A 24,713-nucleotide genomic window follows, 5' to 3' on the forward strand; every position below is an offset into this window, starting at 1 on the left:
ACACGCAAGCGTGCTGATGGTCAGCCCACGAACAGGCGTGCCGCGAAGCCGTCGAGCCCCAGCCGCTGCAGTTCCCGCGCCAGGGCCTGGTTGAGCAGGCCGACGGCCAGTCCGTCCCTCAGCCGGTTGTCCAGGCTGTAGAGCGGAATGCGCCGCGCCAGCGCATCGGCCACCACGCGGGCATCCTTGGGCCCCACCCGCCGCCCGCAGGCGGCATGGATCATCGGCGCCAGCACATCGAACACCAGCCGCTGCGCGGGCAGCATGGACCGCGCGAGGAACAGCTTGCCCTGCGCCACCAGCGCGCCCTGCTGTTCCCACATGCGCTGGTTCAGCGCTGCCGGCAGGCCGGGGCGATAGGTCTCGGGACCGACCCGCGTGGGCCGGCCGCGCCGGTCGTGCTCCAGGCCCGTGTCGTCCACCGCCACGGAATGCAGCGTCTCGTCCATCGTCTGGCCGCCGATCTGCAGCACGATGCGCGGGTCCTGAAAGAGGAAGTTGAAGACCTCGTCCGAGCGGCCGTCCAGCAGCCGGTAACTCAGCACCTGGTTGTCGATGATGACCACGCGTGCCGCGCCGCCCTGGCGGAACATCGGTAGGCCTTCGAACCAGGCGGGGGTGAAGCTCGCGGACATGCAGCCATGCTGCGCCATTGCCGGCGGCCGGGTCATGACACGAATTCGGGATGCGGGCCGACACCTTTCCGTGCGCGGCGGCTGGGCCTAAGGTCCGCGCAAACGTTGCACCAGAGGATGAGTCCATGCTTCGCCGCCATCTGCTGCCGGCCGCCGCCGGCGTCCTGGCCCTGCCGGGCATCGCCCGCGCCGCCTATCCCGAGAAATCCATCACCCTCATGGTCGGCTATGCCCCCGGCGGCGCCACGGATGTGGTGATGCGCCTGATCGCGCCGCACCTGTCGCGGGAGCTGGGGCAACCGGTGGTGGTCGAGAACCGCTCCGGCGCCGCCACCGCCATCGCCAACACCGCCGTCGCCCAGGCGCGACCCGACGGCTACACGCTGCTGGTCGGCACCAACAGCCTGGCGATCAACGTCGCGCTGACGCCCGGCGCCACGCCGGCCGACCCGCTGACCGCGCTCGAGCCCGTGGGCGAGATCTACTACATCCCCTTCGCCATGGCCGTGCGCCCCACCCTGGGCGTGAACACGCTGGCGGAGCTGATCAACAAGGCGAAGCAGCAGCCGGATGTGCTGAACTACGGCAGCTCGGGCAGCGGCTCCGTGAACCACCTGCTGACGGAGCTGCTGCTCCAGCGCTCCGGCGCGAAGATGACGCATATCCCGCTGCGCGGCGGCGGGCCCTCGCTGATCGAGCTGCGCGCCGAGCGCATCGACTGCTTCTACGCCACGCCGCTCGACATCGCGGGGCTGGTGGCGGAGCGCAAGGCGAAGCTGCTGGCCATTTCCGCCCCTGCCCGCATCCCCAGCCTGCCGGACCTGCCCTCGGTGTCCGAGTTCTACCAGGGCTGTGCCGGCGCGCTGTGGCAGGGGCTGTTCACGCCGCCGGGCACCGACCAGGCCATCAAGACCCGCCTGCACAACGCGCTGCGCAAGGCGCTGACGAACGAGGAGCTGCTGGCCCGCTTCGTCACCCAGGGCGTGGTGGTGATGGATGGCGACGCCGCCGCCCTGCACCAGCGCCTGAAGGACGAGATCGCCCTGTGGCCGGGCATCATCCGCGACGCCGGCATCACCCCGGGCTGAACATTCGTCCCCGCCGCCTCGGCGGCGGGGATTTCGTTTCGGCCCGCTTGCAGGATGAAACAATATACCATAACACGACGATATAACATTACATGAGGTTGCCATGCAGCCGCACCGCCGCGCCGGCCTGCTCGCCGCTGGAATTGCCCTTCTCGCCCTGCCGGCCGCCGCGCAGCAGGCCGTGACCCTGCCCGAAACCGACGTGACCGCGAGCCCGCTTGGTGCCTCCGGCGGCAGCTTCGCGCCCGTCACCACCGTGGACGGGCCCACCCTGAACGCCACCGGCGCGGCCTCACTGGGTGATGCGCTACGTGACCAGCCGGGTATCTCGGCCACCACCTTCGCGCCCGGCGCCAGCCGCCCCGTGATCCGCGGCCTGGACAATTACCGCGTGCGCATCCAGCAGGACGGGCTGGCCGCCGGCGACGCGTCGGCCTTCGGCGAGGACCACGGCGTGCCGCTGGACCCGCTCTCCGCCGGCCGGGTCGAGGTGATCCGCGGGCCGGCCGCCCTGCGCTGGGGCGGCCAGGCGATCGGCGGCGTGGTCAACGTCATCACCGACCGCATCGCGACGGAACTGCCGCAGCGCGCCGTCTCGGGCCGCGCGCTCGGCCAGTACGACACCGGGCTGAACGGCTGGGGCGGGGCGCTGGGCGCCACCGTCAGCGCGGGCGGCTTCGTGCTGAACGGCGACATGTCCGGCCGCTATACCAACGACTACCGCATCCCCGGCGGGCGCGGGCAGGCCAACAGCGGCGTGCGCTCGGACAGTTTCGGGCTCGGCCTCAGCTACATCTTCGACCAGGGCTATATCGGCAGCTCGGTCTCTCAGTACCGCAGCCTGTACGGCATTCCCGGCGGCGAGTCGGCGGCGCTCGGCACCTCCATCGACATGGAGCAGTTCCGCTGGGCCACCCAGGGCGAGTTCCGCCCCGCCGGGGGCTTCATCAGCGCGGTCAATTTCCGCCTTGGCTACACGCGCTACAGCCACAATGAGATCGGGCTGGAGGAGCATGACCACGCGGAAGGCGACGACCATGGCCCGCTCGCCCGCGTGGTGCATGGCGGCTTTCGCAGCCAGGGCTGGGACGGCCGCGTGGAGCTGCGCCATGTGCCGGTCTCCACGCCTCTCGGCGAGCTGACCGGCGCCTTCGGCCTGAGCTATGAGCGCGAGGCCCTGCGCACCACCGGCGAGGCACTGGAATTCCTGCCGCCCAACAGCACCGACCGCTACGCGGCCTATATCTTCGAGGAGCTGGCGCTGCGCCCCGGCACGCGCCTGCAGGCCGCAGCCCGCATCGAGGGCGTGCGCGTGGGCGGTTCCACCGCGGCCTTCCCCGCAGGCTACCTGCCCACCGGCGAGGAACCGGGCACGATCTCGCGCAGCCGCGGCTTCGTGCCCGTCAGCCTGAGCCTGGGCGTGCTGCAGGACCTGCCGCGCGACATGCAGCTGCGCCTGACCGGCCAGTACAGCCAGCGCGCGCCGAGTGCGGCCGAGCTGTTCTCACGCGGGTCGCACCATGCCTCGGGCACCTTCGACATCGGCAACCCGAATCTCGGCATGGAATCGGCGCTGTCGATCGAGCTGGGCCTAGCGCGGCGGGTGGGGGCCTGGCGCTTCGATGCCAGCAGCTTCTTCTCCCACTACAACAACTTCATCTATCGCGGCCTGACCGGGAACACCTGCGGGCATGAGTTCGACAGCTGCGTGGCAGCCCCGGGCGGCGAGTTCCAGCAGACCGTCTATGGCCAGCGCGACGCCCGCTTCTACGGGCTGGAGCTGACGACCGAGCTCGACCTGTACCGCGCGGGCCAGGGCGTGGCCGGTATCTCGGGCCGCTACGATTTCGTGCGGGCCGAGTTCACCGGCGGCGGCAACGTGCCGCGCATTCCGCCGCACCGGCTGGGGGCCGGCGCCTACTGGCGCAGCCCCAGCTGGAACGCGGCGGTAGACTACATCCACGCCTTCGACCAGAACCGCTTCGGCGCCAACGACACGGCCACGCGCGGCTATGACTCGCTGGATGCGCGCCTGGGCTACAGCCTGCCGGTGGCTGATGGACGGCAGATCACCCTGTCCGTCATCGGGCGCAACCTGCTGGATGCCGACATGCGCAACGCGGTGTCGTTCAAGCGGAACGAAGTGCTGCTGCCGGGGCGCAGGGTGATTTTTCAGGTGGCGGCGAGTTTCTAGGCCGGGGCGTTGCCCCGGCCCCCAGCAAGGGGCTCTGCCCCTTGCGACCCCGCCAGGACCGTAGCGGCCCTGGACCCCGGGGATTTGGCACAAAACTCTGATAGCGTTGATTATTATAATAAATATGGCGCCCCACCTGCCCAGGTAAGGCGCCAAACTGATATCAGGTCCAGGAGATATTATCTCCTGGCGGGGAGCTTGAGGGGCAGAGCCCCTCAAATGGTGGGCCCCGTGGGCAAAGCCCCCGATCAGTACTCGATCGCCGTATTCAGCGCGTCATCCTCATGCCGCTTCCAATACAGATCCAGGATGCGCTGCGTGACCGGCCCGGGCCGTCCGTCGCCCAGGGGTTTTCCTTCATACCAGGTCACGGGCGTGATGCCGCCGGCGGTGGTCGCGGTGAAGATCTCGTCGGCCTCGGTCAATTCCTCGGCGCGCACCGGGCGCAGTTCGCAGCGGATCTGCAGGTCGGCGGCGATCTCGGTGACGGTGCGGCGGGTGATGCCCTCGAACATGCCGCGGTCGGGGGTCGCCAGCACGCCATTCTTCAGGATGAAGACGTTGAAGCCCGGCCCCTCCGTCACCGTGCCGTCGGCCAGGGGCAGGATGGTGGCGGTGGCGTCACGGTCATAGGCCTCGAACAGGCTCATGGTCAGGTCCAGCCAGTGGAAGTTCTTGATCCGCTGGTCCAGCGCCTCGGGCGGGATGCGCTGGGTCTTGGAGAGGATCATGCGCAGGCCCTCGCGCCGCTGTTCCTCATTTGCGATGTAGAGGAAGGGCTGCGCATAGGCGTAGAGCCGGTTGCGGCACAGGCGCGGGTCGCGCGTGCCGGGCGGCTGCACCCCGCGAGAGCACATCACCATGATGAAGGCATCCCGGTATCCGGTGCGCCGGACGCATTCGATCAGGATCTCGCCCAGCTCCGCATCCGTCTGCGGCAGGGACATGCGCAGCCCCGCCATGGAGGCCCGGAACCGCGTGATGTGGTCCGCCAGGCGGAACACCCGTCCCTTCCAGACATGCAGCGCGTCATAGGTGATGTCGGAACGCATGAAGCCGCGATCCAGGATCGGGATCGTCGCCTCGGCCAGCGGCATGTAGCGCCCGTCCATATAGGCCACGCCCTGGGCGGCGGCCATTTCGTTCACGGCATTCATGCGGCGATCTCCCGGCCTTCAAAGCCTCTGAGGGCGCTGCCCACGCAGCGCGCGATGGTGTCGATGTTGTAGCCGCCCTCCTGCACCAGCACGCTGGGCAGGTTCAGCGCGGCCAGGCGCGCCATGATGCGGCGGAACCCGTCATGGGTGATGGCGAGGCCCTCGGTCGGATCGTCCTCATGCCCGTCCACGCCGAGCGAGACGACCAGCGCCTCCGCGCCATAGGCGGCGATGCGGCGGCAGGCGGTCTCCAGCGCGGCCAGATAGGCCTCGTCGCCCGAACGCGCCGGCAGCGGCAGGTTCAGGTTGTAGCCGAGGCCCCTGCCCTCTCCGCGTTCCTGGGCATAGCCGCAGAAGAAGGGGTGATAGTCGATCGGGTCGCGGTGCAGGGAGACGAACAACACGTCCTCCCGGCCATAGAAGATGCCCTGGGTGCCGTTGCCGTGATGGACGTCGATATCGACCAGCGCCACGCGGCCGAAGCGCTGCCGCAGGTGCTGGGCGGCGATGGCCGCGTTGTTCAGGAAGCAGTTGCCGCCCGCCATGTCGGCGAAGGCGTGGTGGCCGGAGGGGCGGCACAGCGCATAGGCCGCGCGCTCTCCTTCCAGCACGCGCGCCGCTGCCTCGACGGCCAGGTTGGCGGAGGCGAGCGCGGCCTCATGGCTGTGCTCACCGATCGGCATCCAGAGGTCATGCGCGTGGTAGCCGGCGCGGGCGATCACATGGGTCGGGTAGCCGTAATCCATGCCGCGCACCGGAAAGACATAGGGCATGACCTCCTCCGCCGCGCCGTCGATCCGGCGCCACTCCGCCCAGGCGGTTTCGAGGAAATTCAGGAATTCCGGCGTGTGGATCGCGGCGATGGGCGCCATGCCGTGGGGGCGCGCCTGATGGATGGCGTGCCCGTCGCGCGTCAGTTCGGCCAGGATGTTGTCCGCACGGGCCGGAACGTCGCGGGTGGGCACGAAGCGGCCATGGCGCATGAACTGGTGCGAATGGTGCTTCGCCTGGACCGGGGAGTGGAAGACCAGCATGGCGGCCGGGGCTCCATATTCGAATTTCTTCGAGTTTTGCCGAAGCCCGCGCGACCGGCAAGCACTATTCCGGCAGCGGCTTCGCGCGTTTCTCCGCGAACTCCCCGACATAGAGGCGCAGATAGGCCACGCGGGCACGCAGCGATTCCTCGGCCATGGCGGGCTCGACACGGCCGGCGCGCGCGAAGGAGAGCGCCCAGACCGCATCCGCGATGGTGACGGAAATGGCCATGGCTTCCTCCAGCGCCGGGCTTTCGGCGATGACGAAATGCCGCACCAGCTTGCGGCAGTAGATGGCGCCGATGCGGCGGTTCGCCTCCAGATCCGCGGCCCTGATGTCCCAGCCGCTCTCGGGCCCCAGGAACAGCCGCATGGCCACCGGGTTGTCGTGATAGAAGCGCAGGGATTTCTCGGCATGGATGGCGCAGATGTCGGGCCATTGCCGCAGACGGTCGTGGCGCAGCGGGGCCTGGGCCAGCGCCTCGAACCCCGCGACATAGCGCCGGGCCAGGCCCATCAGCAGGGCCTGGGGCGTGGCGAAATAGTGATAGAGCGAGGCCGTGGGCAGGGCGGCGGCCTCCGCCACCTGCTGCAGGCTGATGGCCGTGCTGTCCTGCGCGCGGATCAGCGCGTCGGCGGCATCCAGTATCTGTTCCATCCGCGCGCGGCCGCGCGCCTGGCGATGCGGCTGTGGCACGGGCGCCTCCGGGTTGATCGGAATTTTATCGAATTTCGCCATGCCCCTCAATTGCCCCGGCGCAGGGTGCCCGGCATCATCCCGGCGGAAAACGATCCGGGAGAAGCCCATGCCGCAGCACGCCGAGGAACAGGCCAGCCGATGGCTCGCCACGCTGTCCGCGCGGCTGGCGGCGCATGACGCCGAGGGCGCGGCCGCCCTGTTCCGCCCGGACGGCTTCTGGCGCGACATGCTGGCCTTCACCTGGACCATCGAGACCGCCGAAGGCGCCCCCGCCATCGCCGCCATGCTGCGCGACCGGCTGGCGGCGACGGGCGCGGTGACGCTGACGCTCGAACCCGGCAGCGCCCGCACCGATGCCGGCGTGACCGAGGCCTGGTTCCGCTTCGAGACGGCGCTGACGCGCGGCCGCGGCCATCTGCGCCTGACCGACGGGTTGGGCTGGACGATCCTGACCGCGGCGCAGGAACTGAAGGGCCATGAGGAGGCCACCGGCCGCCACCGCCCGCGCGGGGTGGAGCACGGCGCCCACCCCGGCCGGCAGAGCTGGCTGGACCTGAAGCAGGCGCGCGAGGCCGCGCTCGGCGACACCGAGCAACCCTATTGCCTCATCATCGGCGGCAGCCAGGGTGGGCTGGCGCTGGCCGCCCGGCTGAACCGGCTGGGCGTGTCCAACCTCGTCATCGACAGGCTGCCCCGCCCCGGGGACACTTGGCGCAGCCGCTATCGCTCGCTGTGCCTGCATGACCCGATCTGGGCCTGCCACATGCCCTACCTGCCCTTCCCGGAGAACTTCCCGGTCTTCCTGCCGAAGGACCAGATGGGCGACTGGCTGGAATCCTACGCCTCGATCATGGAAATCGGCTTCTGGGGCAGCACCGAGGCCCGCAGCGCCCGCCATGACGGCGAGGGCTGGACGGTGGAGGTGCTGCGCGAGGGCAAGCCCGTCACGCTGCGCCCCACCCAGCTGGTGCTGGCCACCGGCATGGCCGGCGCGCCCTCCATGCCCGAGTTGCCGGGCTCGGCCGGGTTCCGGGGCCGGCAGATGCATTCCAGCGCCTATCGCAGCGGCGCGGAATTCGCCGGGCAACGCTGCGTGGTGCTGGGCTCCAACAACTCCGCCCACGACATCGCGGCGGACCTGTGGGAGCACGGGGCGCAGGTGACGATGCTGCAGCGTTCCTCCACCACCGTGGTGAAGATCGAATCGCTGATGCAGTTCGGCGTGGGCAAGCTGTTCTCCCAGGCGGCGGTGGACAGCGGCATCACCACCGAACAGGCCGACTTCATGATGGCCTCGAGGCCCTTCCGCCTCTCGGCCGCGATCCAGAAGGGCATCTACGACCAGATCCGCGCGCATGACGCGGATTTCTACGCGGGGCTCGAAAAGGCCGGCTTCCTGCTGGATTTCGGCGAGGACGAGACCGGCCATTCCATGAAGTATTTCCGCCGCGGCTCCGGCTACTACATCGATGTCGGCGCCTGCGGGCTGGTGGCCAGCGGCGACATCGGCCTGCGCAGCGGGGTTTCGGTGAAGCGCCTGCTGCCGGACGGCGTCGAACTCTCGACCGGGGAGGTGCTGGAGGCCGACCTGCTGGTCCATGCCACCGGCTTCGACCCGATGGAAACCTGGATCGCGAAGCTGATCTCGCCCGAGGTGGCGGAGAAGGTCGGCCATGTCTGGGGGCTCGGCTCCGGCACCGCCAAGGATCCAGGACCCTGGGCCGGAGAGCTGCGCAACATGTGGAAGCCCACCGCGCAGCAGGGCCTGTGGCTGATGGGCGGCAATCTGGCCCAGGCGCGTTTCTACTCCCGCATCCTGGCCATGCAGATCAAGGCGCGGCAGGAAGGTTTGGTGGCGGGCTGAAACCCGCCCCCGGGCAGGGCGTTCCGGCTGCGAACCCCGCCCGGATGCCCCCGCCATGCGCCTCTTTGCCTGCCAGAACTGCGGCCAGGTCCTGCATTTCGAGAACACGCGCTGCGTGCGCTGCGACGCGGTGCTCGGCTACCTGCCCGAACAGAACACACTGACGGCGCTGGACGGCGACAAGCCGCTGGCCGCCCCCGACCGGCAGGTGCGCTTCTGCGACAACGCCGCCCATGACAGCTGCAACTGGCTGGTACCGGCCGACAGTCCGGAACGCTTCTGCATCGCCTGCCGCCACAACCGCACCATCCCGGACCTGTCCAACCCCGCCAACCTGCCGCTGTGGCGCAAGATCGAGGTGGCGAAGCACCGCGCCTTCTACAGCTTCGTGCGCCTCAACCTGCCGATGCAGAGCCGCGCCGAGGCGCCCACGAACGGGCTCGCCTTCGATATCCTGGCCGATGATGCGGAACAGAAGATCATGACCAGCCACGCCGACGGGCTGATCACCATCGCGCTGGCCGAGGCCGACGATGCCGAGCGCGCCCGCCGCCGCACCGCGATGGGCGAGCCCTATCGCACGCTGCTGGGCCATTTCCGCCATGAATCGGGCCATTACTTCTGGGACCGGCTGGTGCGGGACGGCGGGAAGCTGGAGGAATGCCGCGCCGTCTTCGGCGACGACACCATCGACTACGCCGAGGCCCTGAAGCGCAATTACGAGCAGGGCCCGCCCGCCGACTGGCAGGACCACTACGTCAGCACCTATGCCGCCTGCCACCCCTGGGAGGATTTCGCCGAGACCTGGGCGCATTACCTGCACATGGTGGACACGCTGGAGATGGCGTCATCCCTGCGCCTGGGCATCGACCCGCGGGCCGACAAGCAGGGCGACCTGACCACCCAGGTGGGTTTCGACGCCTATGCCGGCACCAGCATCACGGAGCTGATGGACGCATGGGTGCCGCTGACCGTCGCGGTCAACAGCCTGAACCGCAGCATGGGCGTGCCGGACCTGTACCCCTTCGTGCTGTCGCCCGTGGTGGTGGGCAAGCTGGGGTTCATTCAATCACTGGTGCATGAGCAAAGGGCGAGCCTATAGTAACGGCAGCGATGGATGGGAGACGTTGGCAATGTCGGGTTCTTCGGAAAGCCAGAATTCCGATGCGCAACAGATCGTCATCAATGCCGCCAAGAAAGCACATGAAGATGCAGCAAAGGCACCCTACACCTATGGTGGCAACGACACCTCCGGTTTTGACTGCTCCGGATACGTCATTTATGTGTTCAACAAGGCCTTCGGCGACAATACCCTTCAGCGTGTGACAGCAGATGCGCTGCGGGTCGGCGGAAAGTTCACAACGGAAAAAACCCCGCTGCCAGGCGACCTTGTTTTCTTCTCCAAAAACAAATCAACCGCCTCTCATGTCGGGATCGTTTTGAATTCCGATTACTGGATCGGCTCTCAGAGCTCGACCGGCGTGGCAGAGGTCAAGTTCAGCAACAGCTACTGGAAGCCCCTCATCCTGTCCTACGGCCGCTACATCGGCATGCAAAAGAGCGACAGCCTTATCCCTCTTCAGGCCGGGAGCTTTCCCTCTAAGATCAAGTGATGGCCACGATCCCCGACCCGAAGACCTTCTACCCGCGCGATTTCAAGGGCTACGGCGCCAACCCGCCCGACCCGCAATGGCCCAACGGGGCGAAGGTCGCGCTCTCCTTCGTGCTGAATTACGAGGAGGGCGGGGAGAACACGGTGCTGAACGGCGATGCCGGCAGCGAGATCTATCTGAACGAGGTGCCCGGCGGCACGCCCGTGCTGGGTGAACGTAACCGCAGCATGGAAAGCCAGTTCGACTACGGCGCCCGCGCCGGCGCCTGGCGCGTGATGCGCCTGTTCCAGCAGCGCGGCATGACGTTCACCGTCTATGGCGTGGGCCGCGCGCTGGAGCTGAACCCCGAGATCGCCCGCGCCTTCGTCGACCAGGGCCATGAGGTGGCCAGCCATGCCTGGCGCTGGATCGACTATCACAACGTGCCCGAGGATGTGGAACGCGCGGAAATCGCCCGCTGCTACGACACCATCAAGGCACTGACCGGAAAGGCGCCCACCGGCTGGTACACCGGCCGCTTCAGCCCCAACACGCGCCGCCTGGTCGCGGAACATGGCGGCTTCCTCTACGACTGCGACGCCTATGACGACGACCTGCCCTATTACGTCGATGTCGCGGGCAAGCCCCGGCTGATCATCCCCTACACGCTGGACGCCAACGACATGAAGTTCGGCGTGCCGCCGGGCTTCACCGCCCCCGGCGGGTTCGAGCAGTACCTGACCGACGCGCTCACCATCCTGCGGCAGGAAGGCGGGCGGATGCTGTCCATCGGCCTGCATGCGCGCATCGTCGGCAGGCCGGGCCGCGCCATGGCCCTCGCGCGGTTTCTTGATCACGTGGCGTCCTGCCCCGATGTATGGGTCGCCACGCGCGAGGAGATCGCGCGCCACTGGATGAAGGTGCACCCGCCCCATGTCGCGAACGGAAACCGATAGCCTCGGCACCATCGAGATCGAGGACGGCCGCTACTGGGGCCCGCAGACAGAGCGGGCGCGCCGGCTGTTCCGCATCGGGTCGGAGCGTTTCCCGCCGGTGCTGATCCGGGCCGTGGGCCTGCAGAAATGGGCCTCCGCGCGGGCCAATGCCGCGCTGGGGCTGCTGCCGGGCGACATCGCGGGCGCCATCGCCCAGGCGGCCGAGGAGATCATCCGCGGCGAGCGCGACGCCGATTTCCCCCTGCCCGTCTGGCAGACCGGCAGCGGCACCCAGACCAACATGAACGCGAACGAGGTCATCTCGAACCGCGCGAATGAGCTGCTGGGCCAGCCGCTCGGCACCCGCTCCCCGGTGCATCCCAACGATCATGTGAACCGGGGCCAGTCCTCCAACGACAGCTTTCCGGCCGTGATGCACATCGCGGCGGCCGAGGCGGTGACGGCGCGCCTGCTGCCGGCGCTGGCCACGCTCCATGCGGCGCTGGACGCTCGTGCGCAGGAATGGGCGCCGATCGTGAAGCTCGGCCGCACCCACATGATGGATGCCGTGCCGGTCAGCCTGGGCATGGAGTTCGCCGTCTGGGCCCGCCAGGTGAAGCAGGCCGAGGCACGGGTGAACGGGGTGCTGCCGCGCCTGCTGGTGCTGCCCCAGGGCGGCACGGCGGCCGGCACCGGCCTCAACACCCACCCGCAATTCGCGCCCGGCTTCGCGGCGGAACTCGCCAACCGGCTGAAGCTGCCCTTCAAGGCCAATGACCTGCCCGGCGAGGGCATGTCCGCCCATGACGTGTTCGTCGAGCTGTCGGGCGTGCTGAACGTGCTGGCCGTCTCACTGAACAAGCTGGGCAACGACATCCGGCTGCTGGGCAGCGGGCCGAGTTCGGGCATCGCGGAGCTGGTGATCCCGGCCGACGGGCTTTCCAGCAGCATCATGCCGGGCAAGACCAACCCCACCCAGGCCGAGGCCCTGACCATGGTGTGCGCCCAGGTGATGGGTAACAACACCACCATCACGGTGGCGGGTGCGCAGGGCCATCTGGAACTCAACGTGTTCAAGCCCGTGATCATCCAGGCCACGCTGCAGTCCATCACGCTGCTGGCCGATGCGATGGAGAGCTTCGCCGAGCACATGGTCGCCAAGCTGGTGCCCAACCTGCCCCGCATCGCCGAGAACCTCGGCAAGTCGCTGATGCTGGTGACCGCGCTGAACCCGCATATCGGCTACGACCGCGCGGTGAAGATCGGCAAGCTGGCCCTGGCCGAGGGGCTGACGCTGAAGGATGCGGCGATGCGGCTGGGCTTCCTCTCGGCCGAGGAGTTCGACGCCTGGGTGCGGCCCGACCAGATGCTGGGCCCCACCGGCTGATGCGCCACCTGGAGAAGCGCAGCCTCTCCCTGAACGGTCACCGCACTTCGGTGGCGCTGGAACCGGCCTTCTGGGCCGCGTTGGAACAGGCCGCCGCGGCCGGGGGCCAGACCCTGGCCGGGCTGGTCGCGGCCCAGGATGCGGGGCGGGAAAACCCGGATCAGCCGCTGGCGAGCCATCTGCGGGTATTCGCCCTGGAATGGGCGGGGCGCATCGCGCGCTGAGCCCACGGCTCGCTTTCCCCGCCCACCCACGCCATGATGGGGCAACGGAGGAAGTACCCATGAATCGTCGTGCCCTGCTGGGCGGGTTGCTCGCAACACCCGCCGTCGCCACCGCCCAGGCGCAGTTCACCCGCCCCGTGCGGCTCGTCGTGCCGTTTCCGCCCGGCGGGTCCAATGACGTGATCGCGCGCCCGCTTGCCGAGAAGCTGCAATCCCGCCTGGGCCAGCCGGTGGTGGTCGAAAACCGCGCCGGCGCCGGCGGGTCCATCGGCGCGGGCCAGGTGGCAGGCTCGGCACCGGACGGCACGACGCTGATGATCACCTCCTCCTCCTTCGCGGCCTCCGCCGTCGTGCAGCGCACGCCCTATGACGCTGAGCGCAGCTTCGAGACGGTGGCGCTGCTGGCGCGCGCGCCCTTCATCGTGCTGACCAACCCGGATTTCCCGCCGCGCGACATCGGCGCGCTGGTCGCCTATCTGAAGGCCAATCCCGGCCGCGTGGATTACGGCAGTTCCGGGCCCGGCGGCATCAACCACTTCGTGACGGAGCAGTTCGCGCTGGCCGCCGGCGTCAGGGTGAACCATGTGCCCTATCGCGGCATGCCCCCCGCCGTGACCGACCTGCTGGCCGGCCATATCCAGATGCTGATCACCACCATCGCCTCCGCATCAGCGGCCGTGCGGGAGAACCGGGTACGCAGCCTGGCCTACACGGATGAGGGCGGGCTGCCCGGCGGCCCCGAGGTTCCGACCGTGAAGGCCGCCACCGGCATCGACTTCACCGCCAGCATCTGGTGGGGGCTGCTGGCCCCGCGCGGCCTGCCGCCCGCGGTGTCCGCCGCCCTGCAGGAGGCGATCCGCGACGCGCTGACCGAACCCGACGTCGCCCGCATCTATGCCGCCGAGGGGGCACGCCCCGCCTTCTCCGGTGCCGATGCGTATCAGCGCGAACTCGGCACCGAGATCGCCCGCTTCCGCGACGTCGCATCCCGCGCCAACATCAGGGCAGAATGAAACAGCACCAATTCGACCCCACGGCCCGCGGCGCGCTGGATGGCGTGCGCGTGGTCGATCTCTCCCGCCTGGTCGCCGGCAACATGCTGACCAAGGTTCTGGCCGACCACGGCGCGGAGGTCATCAAGATCGAGCCGCCCGAGGGCGACACGCTGCGCGCCTGGCGCGTGGGCGGCATCGAGACCAGCTGGAAGACCATCTGCCGCAACAAGTTCTCCGTCACGCTGAACCTGCGCCATGCGGAGGCGATCGCGGCGCTGAAGGAACTGGTCGCGACCGCCAGCATGTTCGTCGAAAGCTTCCGCGCCGGCGTGCTGGAGGCGATGGGCCTGTCGCCCGAGACCCTGCTGGCCATCAACCCGAAGCTCGTGATCGTGCGGATCTCCGGCTGGGGCCAGACCGGCCCCTACGCCCATAAGCCGGGCTTCGGCACGCTGGTCGAGGGCTATTCGGGCTTCGCCGCCATCAACGGCTTCGCGGACCGGGAGCCGGTGCTGCCGCCCATGTTCATGGGCGATGCCTATGCCGGGCTGTATGGCGCGGGGTCGGCCATGATCGCGCTGCGCCATGCGGAGATGACGGGCCAGGGCCAGGTGATCGACCTGTCGCTGTTCGAGCCGATCTTCTCGGTGCTGGAACCGCAGATGGCCAACTACCGCATCTCGGGCAAGCTGAAGCCGCGCACCGGCAGCCGCAGCACGAACACAGCACCCCGCAACGCCTATCGCACCAGCGACGACGGCTGGGTGTGCCTCTCGGCCTCCACCCAGGGCATGACGGAAAAGCTGCTGCGCTCGATCGGGCGGGAGGAGCTGATCACGGACCCGCGCTTCGTGAACAACCCCGCCCGGCTGAAGAACATCGACGCGCTGGACGCCATCGTGGCGGAGTTCGTGGCCAGCCGGACACTGGCCGAGAACCTGGAGCATTTCGACCGCACCGGGGTCACCATCGGCCCCATCATGGATGCGGGCCGGCTGGAGCAGGACCGCTACGTGACCGAGCGCGAGGCGCTGATCGAGGTGCCGGACGAGGAGATGCCGGGCGGCAGGCTGCCCATGGTCGGCCATGTGCCGCGCCTGTCCGCCACGCCCACCATCCTGGCGCGCCCCGCCCCCAGGCTGGGCGAACACAACGAGGCGATACTGGGCGCCGAGAATTGCGCCCGGCTGAAGGCCAGCGGCGCAATGCCGTGAGGCCCGGCCGGGGCGCCCGCCAAGTCATGTGACAGTCACGGCCTTCCGGTTTGCGCGCGGAAGGCCCATACATGTCGTTCTATTCCCTTGCAGGACCGGCCCATGCCCTTTCAGATCGAAGAACTGGACGAACTCAGCGCCGAGGAACTGACGCGTGTGATCGCCCGCGCTTCGGAGCTGCGGACGCAGAAGCTGCACGAGGCCAAGGAAGCGCTGATCCGCGAGTTCCAGGAACGCGCCGCCCTGCTGGGCTTCACCGCCGAGGAAATGCCGCAGGACCTGTTCGGCGAGGCCACCCCCGGCCGCAAGAAGCGCAGCGACGCCGGCAAGCAGCAGGCGCCGAAATACCGCTCGCCCGACGGCACGCCCTGGTCGGGCCGCGGGCAGCCGCCGCGCTGGCTGAAGGCACTGGAGGCCGAGGGCCGCCACCGCTCTGAATTCGCGGTGGGCCCGGAGGGCTGAGCGCCCCTCAGGGCGCCCCTCAGGCCCGGGCGCGGCGCCGGTAGCGCTCGATGGCGGCATTCAGCTCCGCCCCCAGCAGAATCACGTAGACGCTGACATACATCCAGGTCATCAGCGCCACGACCGCGCCCAGCGCGCCGTACATGGCGCTGTAATTGGCGAAATACGTGACGTAGAAGGAGAAGGCGGCCGAGGCCACGAGCCACAGCAGCGTGGCCGAGACCGCCCCCGCCGAGAACACCCGCCAATAGCGCGGCGGCCGGTTGGGGCCGAAGCGGTAGAGCATCGAGATCGCGATCAGCACCGCCACCAGCAGCAGCGACAGGGAGCTGAGGCGCAGCAGCAGCGATTCGCCGATGGTCAGCCCGATCATGTGCAGGCCCGTCGGCAGCGCCACCAGCAAGCCCAGCCCCACCACCACCGCCAGCACCGCCCCCAGCGTCAGCATGAAGGCCGTCAGGTAGAAGGCGAGCACGCCGCGCCCCTCGGTCTGGCCATGGGCCATGTTCAGCGCGCCCAGCAGCGCCCGCACCCCGGCCGAGGCCGACCACAGCGCGATCGCGCCGCCGATGACGGCGCTCAGCTTCAGATCCTCACGCGGGGTCAGCACCAGCTCGCGCACGCGCCCGGCAATCAGCTGGAAGCTCGATTCGGGCAACAGCCGCTGCAGCACGGCCAGCTGGGGCTCGATGGTATTGAGGTCGAACCCGATGCCGTAGATGGAGATGGCGAGCGACAAGGCCGGAAAGATCGCCAGCATCGCGTAGAAGGCACAGCCCGCCGCCACCAGGGAAATCTGGTCCGAGGTCGCCACGTTCCATGCCTGCAGCCAGACGGCCACGGGCGCGGGTTCGGGTGCCGCGGTTGCGGTATCTTCTGCCATCACCTTCTCTTTCTCTCGGTACTTCTTGGCATTGTAACGCCCCCGGCACCTCGCGCGTTGATCCATCGCTTCGCAGAGGATCGCCCATGGCCCCCTTCGGTCCGACTTACACCTTCCAGCAGCGGGAGCCCTGGCCGGTGCGTGCCATGCTGCTGCTGGCCGCGGTGCTGGTGCTGTACTGGGGGCGCAGCATCCTGGCGCCGCTGGCGCTGGCGCTGCTGCTGACGGTTGCCGCGCTGCCCTTCGCGGAATGGCTGGAATCGAAGGGCGTGCCGCGCTGGCTGTCCGTCTCCGCCGTGCTGCTGGGGTTGCTGGGCATCATCCTGGGGCTGGCCGGGCTGATCGCCACCCAGGTGGTGGCGCTGGCGGCGGAACTGCCGCGCTATGAAACGGTGCTGCGGGAGAAACTCTCGCTGTTGAGCAGCGAGACGGGCGCCTTCGACCGGCTGTTCCGCATGCTGGGGCGCCTGGGGGCGGTGCTGGATACACCGGCCGCGGCGAACCAGCCGGTGGTGCGCCTGGCCTCGGCGCCCGAGGCACCGTTCCATACGGTGATGACGGCGGCCCAGATGGTGCTGGCGCCGGTCGCCACCCTGTTCATCACGCTGCTGCTGATGGGTTTCCTGCTGGCGCAGCGTGAGGACGCGCGCGACCGGGTGCTGCGCCTAGCCGGGCTGCAGGACATGCACCGCACCACGCGCGCCATGGGCGATGCGACCAGCCGGCTCGGGCGGTATCTGCTGGCCCAGGTGGCGGTGAACGGCGCCTATGGCGTGGTCATCGGCACCGGGCTGTGGCTCATCGGCCTGCCCAATGCGCCCTTGTGGGGCGCGCTGGCCTTCGGGCTGCGCTTCGTGCCCTTCATCGGCACGCCGCTCGCGGTGCTGTTCCCGCTGATGCTGTCGCTGGCCATCGACCCGGGCTGGGGCAGCGCGGTCGCCACCGGCGCGCTGTTCGCCATCGTGGCCATGATCACGGCCTATGGGCTGGAACCCATGGTCTATCGCGCCAGCATCGGCATCGCGCCGCTGGCCCATGTGGTGTCGCTGGCCTTCTGGGGCCTGCTGTGGGGGCCTCTGGGCCTGGTGCTGGCCCCGGCGCTGACGGCCGGCCTCGTCATCCTCGGGCGGCATGTGCCCGGGCTGGGCTTCCTGGACGTGATGCTGGGCGCGGGAGAGCCGCTGACCACCGAGACGCGCTTCTATCAGCGGCTGCTGGCGGGCGACGCGCGCGCCGCCGGGCGCATCCTGGCCGTGGGCGGCGCGCATGAGGGGATCGAGACCCTGGTCATGCCCGCCATCGCCCGCATCGCGGCGGAGCGCGGACAGGAAGGCTTCACCCCCGCGCTGGCCACCACCGCCGCGCGCACGCTGCTGCGCGTGCTGGATGAGGCGAGCGAGGATACGGGCCTGCCGCCGGTGCTGCTGGTGCTGCCGGCCGGCGGCGCGCTGGACCGCGCGGCGGCGGCGGGTGTGGCACTCGCGCTGACCGAGGCCGGCTATCCGGTCACGGACGACCCCGCGGCCTGCCCGCGCGCCGACGCCACCATCCTGGTCGTGGCCAGCCACGCGACCACCCACCGCCTGTCACGCGCGATGGCGCAGGCGCGCGGCCTGTCGTACCGCCTCGTGGTCTATGCCGCGACGCCCGATGCCGAGCAGGCGCTGGTCGCGTCCGGGCTGTCGGGAGAGGTGGACGGGCCGGTTGCCGTGTCGTCCATCTCCTCGCTGATGGCGGGCATCGAGGCGGCGATCCCGTCCAGCACCGTGACCGTGACGTCCACCGAAAGCCCGGAGAAATCCTCCGCCTTGCCGATATAGCCGCCGGAGATCGGGCTGGCCTGCTCGGGCATGCGGGTGCTGCCCACGCGGATCAGGTTGTCGCCCGCGATCAGCCCGTTGGTGGGGTCGAATTCCAGCCAGCCGGCGCCGGGCAGGTAGATGGCGCACCAGGCATGGGTGGCACCGCCGCCCACCACCCCTGTCGAGGCGCCGTCATAGAGGTAGCCCGTGACGAATTTCGCAGCCAGGCCGAGGCAGCGCGCGGCCTCCATCATCAACAGCGCGAAGTCCCGGCAGGTGCCGGTGCCCAGCGCGATGGTGTCGGCCGGGCATTGGGTGCCTTCCTCGGCCCGGGCGGCATAGGTGAATTCGGCCTGGATGGCGCGGGTCATCGCCTCCAGCATCGCGAGCGTGCCGGTGTTCTCGGCACCCTGGATGAAGCGGCGCGCCCAGCCATCCACCACGCGACCAGGGTCGGGCGTCTGGCGCTCGGCCTTGCGCGCGAGGTCGGGCACCTCCTCCATCGCGTAGGAGAATGGGAAGTGCTCGGCGGCGGGATCGAGCGTGGCCGCGGGCAGCTCCGGGCCCGCCGGATAATGCGTCAGTTCCAGCTCTGAGGTGATGACGAGCCGTTCCGTCAGCACCGAGGGGTCCCATTCCAGCAGGCAGAGCGAATTGCCGAACACGTCATGCGCCCAGCGGGTGACGGCGGGCGGCGGCTCCACGGTCAGGGTGGCGGCATGCAGGCGCAGGTCGTGGCTGTCCTGCGGCCGCACCATCAGCCGGTGCGGCGAGAGGCCGACCGGCCGGTTATAGGCATAGGCCGTGCGATGCATGACCGTGAGATGGGCCATTGTCGGCTCCTGTTGGCGTCAGGTGCGGAACGTTCGGCCCTGAGGCCGGTTGGATCGCAACCTAGCGCCGCAGATGGCGTTTCCATTCCCGGAAGCCAATAAGGAAACCTGAAATGTTCGCGATCCTGCCCGTCCCCGTTCCGGTCCGCACCCCCGCCGGCCAGGCGATGGCCCGCTTCGCGCTGATGCCCGAGCACAAGGACGAGCCCTGCTGGGTGATCTACCGCAGCGAGACGGGCGGCTGGTTCACCGCCATGGTGGAAGGCGGCGAACTGCCGCGCTGAGGGAGGGCAAGCCCTCCCTTTTTTTTCGCGCCTATTGCGCGCGCGCGCCGGAACGCTCGACCACCTGGGCCCAGTGCGGGATGTCCGCGGCCAGACGCGCCCGCATGTCCTCGGGGCCGCCGAGCATCATGGTGAAGCCCATGCCCTCGATACGGGCACGCATCTCCGGGGTGTCGGTCACGGCCCGGATCTCCCGGTACAGCCGGTCGATGACGGCGGGCGGGGTGCGGGCGGACACCACAACCCCATACCAGGTCGTGCTGACGAAGCCCGGCATGTTGCAGGCCTCCGCGATGGTCGGAATCTCAGGCAGGGTCGGCACGCGCTGCGCCGAGGTGATGCCGAGCAGCCGCACCTTGCCCTGGCGCCAGTCATCCAGCACCGGCCCGGACTGATAGAAGAACAGGTCCGCATCGCCCTGATACAGCGCCGTCATGGCGAAGGGCCCGCCGCGATACGGCACATGCACCATCTGCAGGCCGGCCGCCGAGGCGAACTGCGCGGCCGCCAGGTGGGTCGAGGCGCCGATCCCGCTGCTGGCGTAGTTGAGCTGCCCGGGGCGCGCCCGCGCGATCGAGATCAGCGCCTGGCAATCGGTGTAGGCCGGGCGGCGCTCGGTGCTGGTGACCAGCACGTTCGGCACCTCGAACAGCGTCATTACCGGGGCAAGCTCGGTCTGGGTGTCGATCGGCATGCTGGGCATGACGGCGCGGTTGATGGCCAGCATGGCCGAGGTGGCCGCGAGCACGGTGGTGCCGTCCGGCGCGGAACGGGCGGTGGCCTCCATGGCGATATTGCCCGAGGCGCCGGTGCGGGCCTCCACCGCCACCGGCACGCCCAGCGCGCGCGACAGCGGCTCCTGGATCAGGCGCCAGTAGATGTCGCCCTGGGTGCCGGCGGGAAATCCGCCCATCAGCAGAACCGGGCGATTGGGCAGATTCGTCTGCTGGGCCCGCACGGCGGGCGCCGCCATGCAGAGCGCCGCTGCGGCGGCAAGAATCAGGCGGCTTCGCATCTCAACCTCATTTCGGTCAATTCTGGGCCGTGTGCTTGGTCGGGGCCGGTATTCCGGTTCGCGCCCGTGGCAATTGTTACGGTGAGGTTATCGGGGCGGCAATGCTTTCGTGCGAAGGCGTGTTCTGGGCATAGCGGTTATGTAGCCGGGCGCGTCATGCCAGCACGATGCCGCCCTCGATCCAGCCCATGGTGTGGACGCGGAACTCATAGCTTTCCGCGAAGCCGATCACTACCTGGACGCGGCTTTCGAGGCCCTGGTCCAGCCGGCTGGTCCAATGGGCATAGCCATCGGCATCAGGCGCGCGGCCCAGCACGTTGTTGTACAGCAGGGACACGAACTGGGTGTTGGTCGTCGCGCCGTAAACGGTCTGGAACTCGGCACTGTCCAGGAAGCCCGGCACGATCTCCTCATAGGAGAGCCCCTCGCTCATACGGCCGCGCCAATGGACCAGACCGTATTCTTCCGGGTGGCGGCCGAGCGTAGCCTGGTACAGCCGCGCGATGGATGCCGTCAGCTCATCCTGATCCCAGATGCTGCTCGCGATCTCATTGCCGAAGCGGTTCTTGTACTCCGGGCTATCCGTGAAGCCCGCAAGCACTGAGCCCCGGCCAAGCGCCCCGCTGTTCAGCGCAGTGAGCCAGCTGTTGAAGCCATAGACGTCGGGCGCGCGGCTCAGCACATCGGTGTAGAGGTAGGCGACGAACTCGCTGTTGGTCTGGTTGCCGTGGAGGAGGCGGAACTCCTCGGAATTGACGAAGGCCCCGCCGATGGTTTCCAGGCTTACCCCCGCCTGGCGCTGCGCGATCCAGTGGTTGAGGCTCATCGGGTCCGGCGCGCGGCCCAGCGCCGCGTGAAACAGGCGCGCCACCTGCATGGCGGGGTCCGAGGGGTCCAGCACCAGCCTGCCGTCGGTGAAGCTGAAGCTCTCGATGCCGGTGAATGTGGTGGTGCCGGTGGCATTGCTGAGCGTGCCCTTCAGCGCAGGCACGATGACGCCGCCCTGGATGGTGGTGCCGTCGGTCTGGAAGGCGCTGGTGCCGGCACGGCGAGGGCCCGACAGGTACAACGTGTCGCTGCCGGCCCCGCCGGCCGCCGTGTCCATGCCGCTGCCGACATACAGGCGGTCATTGCCGTCGCCGCCGCTCAAGCTGTCATTGCCCGCGCCGCCCAGCAGCACGTCATCGCCCGAGGCGCCGCGCAGGTCGTCGTCGCCGTCCCCGCCTTCCAGCCGATCCGCCAGGCTGGAACCGGACAGGATGTTGTTGTCGGCATTGCCGATGAACCAGGCCGCGCCCCCGCCCCAGGCAAAAAGGTTCTCGACGCTCAGCAGCGTGTCGTTGCCCGCGGCCGTCCGCTGCGGCCCCGTCTGGTCAAGCCTGATCGCATAGCCCGCCAGGGGGCTTATATAGAGGCTGTCGGTTCCTTCGCCGCCGTTGATCACATCATCGCCGCTGCCACCGACGAGAATATCGTTACCGGCGCCCGCATCGATGTTGACCGATTGCAGGCCGGTGAAGGAACGCAGGTCCCCGAGATCGTCGTTACCCGCGCTGAGGGTCAGTTGCATAATCTCGGGCAGCGGGCGGTCCTGCCCGGTCGGGTAACGGTAGATGAGTTCCATCTGCAGCCCCTCGGCCGTGGTGAGCCAGACGGAGCTGAAGGGCAGGCTGGGCGTGGAACTCGGATCCTGCTTGATGAACACCCGGCTGGCCTGGCTGAGATCGGCGATCAGCCGGTCGGTGCCGTTGCCGGCATTGAAGCTCGTCACGCCGATGGCGGTGTGGTCGATGATGAGGGTGTCGTCGCCCTCTCCGGTGGAGATTGCGGCCCGGACGGAGCCTGTCACGCCCCGCACGATGACGGTGTCGTTGCCGAGGCCAGTGGCGAAGCTGCCCGAGACCGAACCACTCACCCCCTCGAAGGTCAGTGTGTCGTTGCCGGTACCGAGCGTGAGCTGATGGCTCTCGAAATTGGTGAAGGTGGTGCCGCCGACCATGAACACGGTGCCCGCCATGCTCAGGAACAGCGCGACCGCCGTGTTCCATGTCCAGTTCAGCGTATCGGCGCCGGTGCCGCCGTCCAGATAGTCATTGCCGCCGGAGGTGCCGCTGACCCTGTCATCGCCGGCGCCGCCGTCAACCCGGTCATTGCCCGGACCGAAAAGCTGGGTGGTGAAGACGTCGTTCCCGGAGCCGCCGGTCAGGTCATAGGCGCTGTAGACGAAGGGCCAGGGGTCCACGGCATTGGCCGTGGTCTTCCAGGCGATTCCATTGGCGGTATCGGGATTGGTGCCCGTCGCGAAGTAACGCCAAAGCGCGTCGCTGTAATAGGAAAAGGGCAGTGTTTCCGCACTGCCGTCGAACACGAGGGTCTGGCCGCTCCCGGTGGGCGGGGGCGCGTATGCGATGGCCATGACCTCTCCATTCTGCTTGCAGGCATTTCGAGGAAGCCGACCGAATGAGGCGGCACCCCAAATATTACCGATAAGTTTTTTTAATGTGCCTTTCCATACACGATTCCGACAAGGCAACTGCGATCATCGACATGACGATTTCATGGTGAATGGCCGGCCCGCATCATCATTCATTTCAAGGAGAAGCCGTGCCTTCAGGGTACGGCGCTTCGGTTGTGCCAGAGCAGAACAACGAGCTAGGACCCGGCGCATGATCATCCGCGCCGAGACGGAGCGGCGCCGGGCGATCATCGAGACCATGCGCAGCCCGATCGGTTATCCCGGTTGAGGGACGACTTCCTGGAGGAATGCTGTGATGTTGGGAAAACTGGCTCCGGCGGTTGGATTCGAACCAACGACCAACGGATTAACAGTCCGCTGCGCTACCGCTGCGCCACGCCGGATCAGCCGTGGGCGGCCGTATAACAGTGCCTGTCGGGTCTGAAAACCCCGCCTTGGCAGAAAAGCGTTCGTGAAGCGCATGTGATGCGGATCGCCTGCTATGTTCCGGCCGCATCGATGGGGACGGCATCATGAAGCGACGCCATGGGAGAGCGGCTCGGGCCGCTCTCATCTGCCTGGCATTGGCGGCCTGCACGGCCGCCCCTGTTCCCCTTCCTCCCCTCGAACCCGATGCGCTGCCGGCCTCGGACGACCTGATGCGGCGCCTGATCGAGGCAGCAAGGCCCGGCGGGCTGAGCGACCGTGCCCGCTCCGAGCGGCTGCTGGGCCTGCGCTGGGTCGAGGCGCTGACGCCCAACGGGCAACCCATGCTTTCCGCCCGCCCCGGCACACGCTGGCTGCGATATCCGGATCTGCCGATGCAGGCCCTGCTGACCGTAACCCCCGAGCGGACGACGCTGCGGCTGCTGATGACCACCACGGGGCTGTGCCTTTCGGTCGAGCAGGTGATGCGCGCGGTCGAGGGGCCGGGCAGCTGGTCAGAGGCCTGGTCCGAACCTCAGGCCCGGATGGTGACCGGCTGGCAGGTGGAGCCGCGGACGCCCGACGGCACGCGCTGGCGCTTCAGCATCGAGGGAACCGACCGCGCGCCCGCCGCCTGCATCAGCGCCATCACCGCAAGCCAGCCGACGGCCGGCACAGCGTCCTAGAGAACAGAAGCGGGAGGGGAAATTGGAGGTCCGAGCCGGAATCGAACCGGCGTTGGGGGATTTGCAGTCCCGTGCCTAGCCACTCGGCCATCGGACCTCACGGGCGCCTGTATCCTTCGGGAGGCGCCCATGGTCAAGCGCCCCCTGGCGGGACTATAACGCGAAGCAGCAATTCTGAAGGCGGGCCGGCATGGATTACGCGGAAGCACGCAAGCATATGGTGGATGGGCAGCTTCGCCCGAACAAGGTGACGGAGCCTTCGCTGCTGGCCGCCTTCGGCCGCATCGGGCGGGAAGGCTTCGTGCCCGCCGCCCTGCGGGCCCGGGCCTATGCCGATGACGTCGCCCCGATCGGGCCCGGCCGCGCCCTGACCTCTCCCATGGTGCTGGCCCGGCTGATCCAGGCCGCGAAGCCCCGGCTGGGCCGCAAGGCGCTGATCGTCGGCGCGGGCTCGGGTTATTCGGCCGCGATCCTGGCGGAAATGGGCCTGGTGGTCACGGCGGTCGAATCGGACGCCGATCTGGTCGCCGCCGCCCGCCCGCTGCTGGCCGCCGCCATTCCGGGCGCCCAACCCAGCGTGGTCCAGGCCGAGCTGACCGAGGGCAACGCCGCCGGCGCGCCCTATGACATGATCCTGATCGACGGCGCCGTGCCCGAGATCCCGGCCTCGCTGATCGCCCAGCTGGCCGATGGCGGGTCGCTGGTGACGGTGCTGAGCGAGCCGGGCCGCGCGCCGCGCGCCGTGCTGGGCACCAAGTCCGGCGCCGGCTTCCATGTGCAGCGCCTGTTCGACGCCCATGCGCCCGCCCTGCCCGGCCTGAAGAAAGAGCCGGCCTTTGCCTTGTAAT

22 protein-coding genes, 2 tRNA genes and 1 pseudogene are annotated in these 24,713 nt (G+C 68.7%); 15 read left to right on the top strand and 10 right to left on the bottom strand.

Features of this window, described 5'->3' with window-relative positions; translation table 11 throughout:
- Positions 1–20: 20 nt before the first annotated feature.
- Positions 21–635, bottom strand: a complete 615-nt coding sequence (locus EOD42_RS15920) for a hypothetical protein (RefSeq protein WP_164867967.1) — start codon at positions 633–635, stop codon at positions 21–23.
- A 125-nt stretch (positions 636–760) separates the two neighbouring features.
- Between EOD42_RS15920 and EOD42_RS15925 the strand changes: the two genes are divergently transcribed.
- Positions 761–1,723: a Bug family tripartite tricarboxylate transporter substrate binding protein gene (locus EOD42_RS15925; RefSeq protein WP_127788543.1), complete on the top strand. Its 963-nt coding sequence runs from the start codon at positions 761–763 to the stop codon at positions 1,721–1,723.
- Positions 1,724–1,826: 103 nt separating this feature from the next.
- A complete protein-coding gene (locus EOD42_RS15930) occupies positions 1,827–3,917 on the top strand; it encodes a TonB-dependent receptor (protein WP_127788544.1) in 2,091 nt (696 codons plus the stop codon).
- 248 nt (positions 3,918–4,165) lie between these two features.
- Here the strand turns inward: EOD42_RS15930 and EOD42_RS15935 are convergent, their stop codons facing one another.
- The 3 genes from EOD42_RS15935 to EOD42_RS15945 form a co-directional block, all read right to left on the bottom strand.
- Positions 4,166–5,074, bottom strand: a complete 909-nt coding sequence (locus EOD42_RS15935; protein WP_206020372.1) for an aminotransferase class IV — start codon at positions 5,072–5,074, stop codon at positions 4,166–4,168.
- Entirely contained in the window at positions 5,071–6,108 is a 1,038-nt protein-coding gene (locus tag EOD42_RS15940; RefSeq protein WP_127788545.1) for a histone deacetylase family protein, read from the bottom strand. Before EOD42_RS15940 ends, EOD42_RS15935 begins: the two co-directional genes overlap by 4 nt.
- A gap of 64 nt (positions 6,109–6,172) precedes the next feature.
- Positions 6,173–6,805, bottom strand: a complete 633-nt coding sequence (locus EOD42_RS15945) for a TetR/AcrR family transcriptional regulator (protein ID WP_240655182.1) — start codon at positions 6,803–6,805, stop codon at positions 6,173–6,175.
- A gap of 109 nt (positions 6,806–6,914) precedes the next feature.
- Between EOD42_RS15945 and EOD42_RS15950 the strand changes: the two genes are divergently transcribed.
- From EOD42_RS15950 to EOD42_RS15990, 9 genes are all read left to right on the top strand, one after another.
- Positions 6,915–8,672, top strand: a complete 1,758-nt coding sequence (locus tag EOD42_RS15950) for a flavin-containing monooxygenase (protein ID WP_127788547.1) — start codon at positions 6,915–6,917, stop codon at positions 8,670–8,672.
- A 55-nt stretch (positions 8,673–8,727) separates the two neighbouring features.
- Positions 8,728–9,774, top strand: a complete 1,047-nt coding sequence (locus EOD42_RS15955; protein WP_127788548.1) for a zinc-binding metallopeptidase family protein — start codon at positions 8,728–8,730, stop codon at positions 9,772–9,774.
- Positions 9,752–10,285: a C40 family peptidase gene (locus EOD42_RS15960; protein WP_127788549.1), complete on the top strand. Its 534-nt coding sequence runs from the start codon at positions 9,752–9,754 to the stop codon at positions 10,283–10,285. The genes EOD42_RS15955 and EOD42_RS15960 overlap by 23 nt, the downstream gene beginning before the upstream one ends.
- Positions 10,285–11,220 carry a polysaccharide deacetylase family protein gene (locus tag EOD42_RS15965; RefSeq protein ID WP_127788550.1) on the top strand — a complete coding sequence of 312 codons (936 nt, stop codon included), beginning with the start codon at positions 10,285–10,287 and terminating at the stop codon, positions 11,218–11,220. The genes EOD42_RS15960 and EOD42_RS15965 overlap by 1 nt, the downstream gene beginning before the upstream one ends.
- The gene (locus EOD42_RS15970) at positions 11,198–12,586 is read left to right on the top strand and encodes a class II fumarate hydratase (RefSeq protein ID WP_127788551.1); all 1,389 of its coding nucleotides are present in this window, start codon (positions 11,198–11,200) and stop codon (positions 12,584–12,586) included. The genes EOD42_RS15965 and EOD42_RS15970 overlap by 23 nt, the downstream gene beginning before the upstream one ends.
- Positions 12,586–12,810: a ribbon-helix-helix domain-containing protein gene (locus EOD42_RS15975; protein ID WP_127788552.1), complete on the top strand. Its 225-nt coding sequence runs from the start codon at positions 12,586–12,588 to the stop codon at positions 12,808–12,810. The genes EOD42_RS15970 and EOD42_RS15975 overlap by 1 nt, the downstream gene beginning before the upstream one ends.
- A 59-nt stretch (positions 12,811–12,869) precedes the next feature.
- Positions 12,870–13,823 (top strand): Bug family tripartite tricarboxylate transporter substrate binding protein, encoded by a 954-nt coding sequence (locus EOD42_RS15980; protein WP_164867968.1) that lies wholly within the window; start codon positions 12,870–12,872, stop codon positions 13,821–13,823.
- Positions 13,820–15,019 carry a CaiB/BaiF CoA transferase family protein gene (locus tag EOD42_RS15985; RefSeq protein ID WP_127788554.1) on the top strand — a complete coding sequence of 400 codons (1,200 nt, stop codon included), beginning with the start codon at positions 13,820–13,822 and terminating at the stop codon, positions 15,017–15,019. Before EOD42_RS15980 ends, EOD42_RS15985 begins: the two co-directional genes overlap by 4 nt.
- A 102-nt stretch (positions 15,020–15,121) precedes the next feature.
- Complete coding sequence (locus EOD42_RS15990) at positions 15,122–15,481, top strand: H-NS histone family protein (RefSeq protein WP_127788555.1); 360 nt, start codon at positions 15,122–15,124, stop codon at positions 15,479–15,481.
- A 19-nt stretch (positions 15,482–15,500) separates the two neighbouring features.
- Here EOD42_RS15990 and EOD42_RS15995 read toward each other — a convergent pair whose 3' ends face one another.
- The gene (locus tag EOD42_RS15995; protein WP_164867969.1) at positions 15,501–16,364 is read right to left on the bottom strand and encodes a YihY/virulence factor BrkB family protein; all 864 of its coding nucleotides are present in this window, start codon (positions 16,362–16,364) and stop codon (positions 15,501–15,503) included.
- Between the two features lie 146 nt (positions 16,365–16,510).
- Here EOD42_RS15995 and EOD42_RS26370 point away from each other — a divergent pair.
- A pseudogene (locus tag EOD42_RS26370) lies at positions 16,511–17,461 on the top strand (AI-2E family transporter); the annotation flags it as partial.
- Between the two features lie 536 nt (positions 17,462–17,997).
- Here EOD42_RS26370 and EOD42_RS16005 read toward each other — a convergent pair.
- Positions 17,998–18,999: a transglutaminase family protein gene (locus EOD42_RS16005; protein ID WP_127788558.1), complete on the bottom strand. Its 1,002-nt coding sequence runs from the start codon at positions 18,997–18,999 to the stop codon at positions 17,998–18,000.
- Positions 19,000–19,112: 113 nt separating this feature from the next.
- Here EOD42_RS16005 and EOD42_RS26010 point away from each other — a divergent pair, with 113 nt between their 5' ends.
- Entirely contained in the window at positions 19,113–19,283 is a 171-nt protein-coding gene (locus tag EOD42_RS26010) for a hypothetical protein (protein ID WP_164867971.1), read from the top strand.
- A 31-nt stretch (positions 19,284–19,314) separates the two neighbouring features.
- On the opposite strand, the gene EOD42_RS16010 is transcribed toward EOD42_RS26010, so the two are convergent.
- From EOD42_RS16010 to EOD42_RS16020, 3 genes are all read right to left on the bottom strand, one after another.
- Positions 19,315–20,298, bottom strand: a complete 984-nt coding sequence (locus EOD42_RS16010; RefSeq protein ID WP_127788559.1) for a Bug family tripartite tricarboxylate transporter substrate binding protein — start codon at positions 20,296–20,298, stop codon at positions 19,315–19,317.
- Between the two features lie 154 nt (positions 20,299–20,452).
- Entirely contained in the window at positions 20,453–22,714 is a 2,262-nt protein-coding gene (locus tag EOD42_RS16015) for a DUF4214 domain-containing protein (RefSeq protein WP_127788560.1), read from the bottom strand.
- Between the two features lie 368 nt (positions 22,715–23,082).
- A tRNA-Asn gene (locus tag EOD42_RS16020) sits at positions 23,083–23,157 on the bottom strand.
- 129 nt (positions 23,158–23,286) lie between these two features.
- Here EOD42_RS16020 and EOD42_RS16025 point away from each other — a divergent pair.
- The gene (locus tag EOD42_RS16025; RefSeq protein WP_127788561.1) at positions 23,287–23,865 is read left to right on the top strand and encodes a hypothetical protein; all 579 of its coding nucleotides are present in this window, start codon (positions 23,287–23,289) and stop codon (positions 23,863–23,865) included.
- A gap of 23 nt (positions 23,866–23,888) precedes the next feature.
- Here the strand turns inward: EOD42_RS16025 and EOD42_RS16030 are convergent.
- Positions 23,889–23,962, bottom strand: a tRNA-Cys gene (locus EOD42_RS16030).
- 93 nt (positions 23,963–24,055) lie between these two features.
- Between EOD42_RS16030 and EOD42_RS16035 the strand changes: the two genes are divergently transcribed.
- A complete protein-coding gene (locus EOD42_RS16035) occupies positions 24,056–24,712 on the top strand; it encodes a protein-L-isoaspartate O-methyltransferase family protein (RefSeq protein WP_127788562.1) in 657 nt (218 codons plus the stop codon).
- Position 24,713: the final 1 nt, after the last annotated feature.

Origin of the sequence: Rhodovarius crocodyli (genome assembly GCF_004005855.1) — a bacterium.
Lineage (GTDB): Bacteria > Pseudomonadota > Alphaproteobacteria > Acetobacterales > Acetobacteraceae > Rhodovarius > Rhodovarius crocodyli.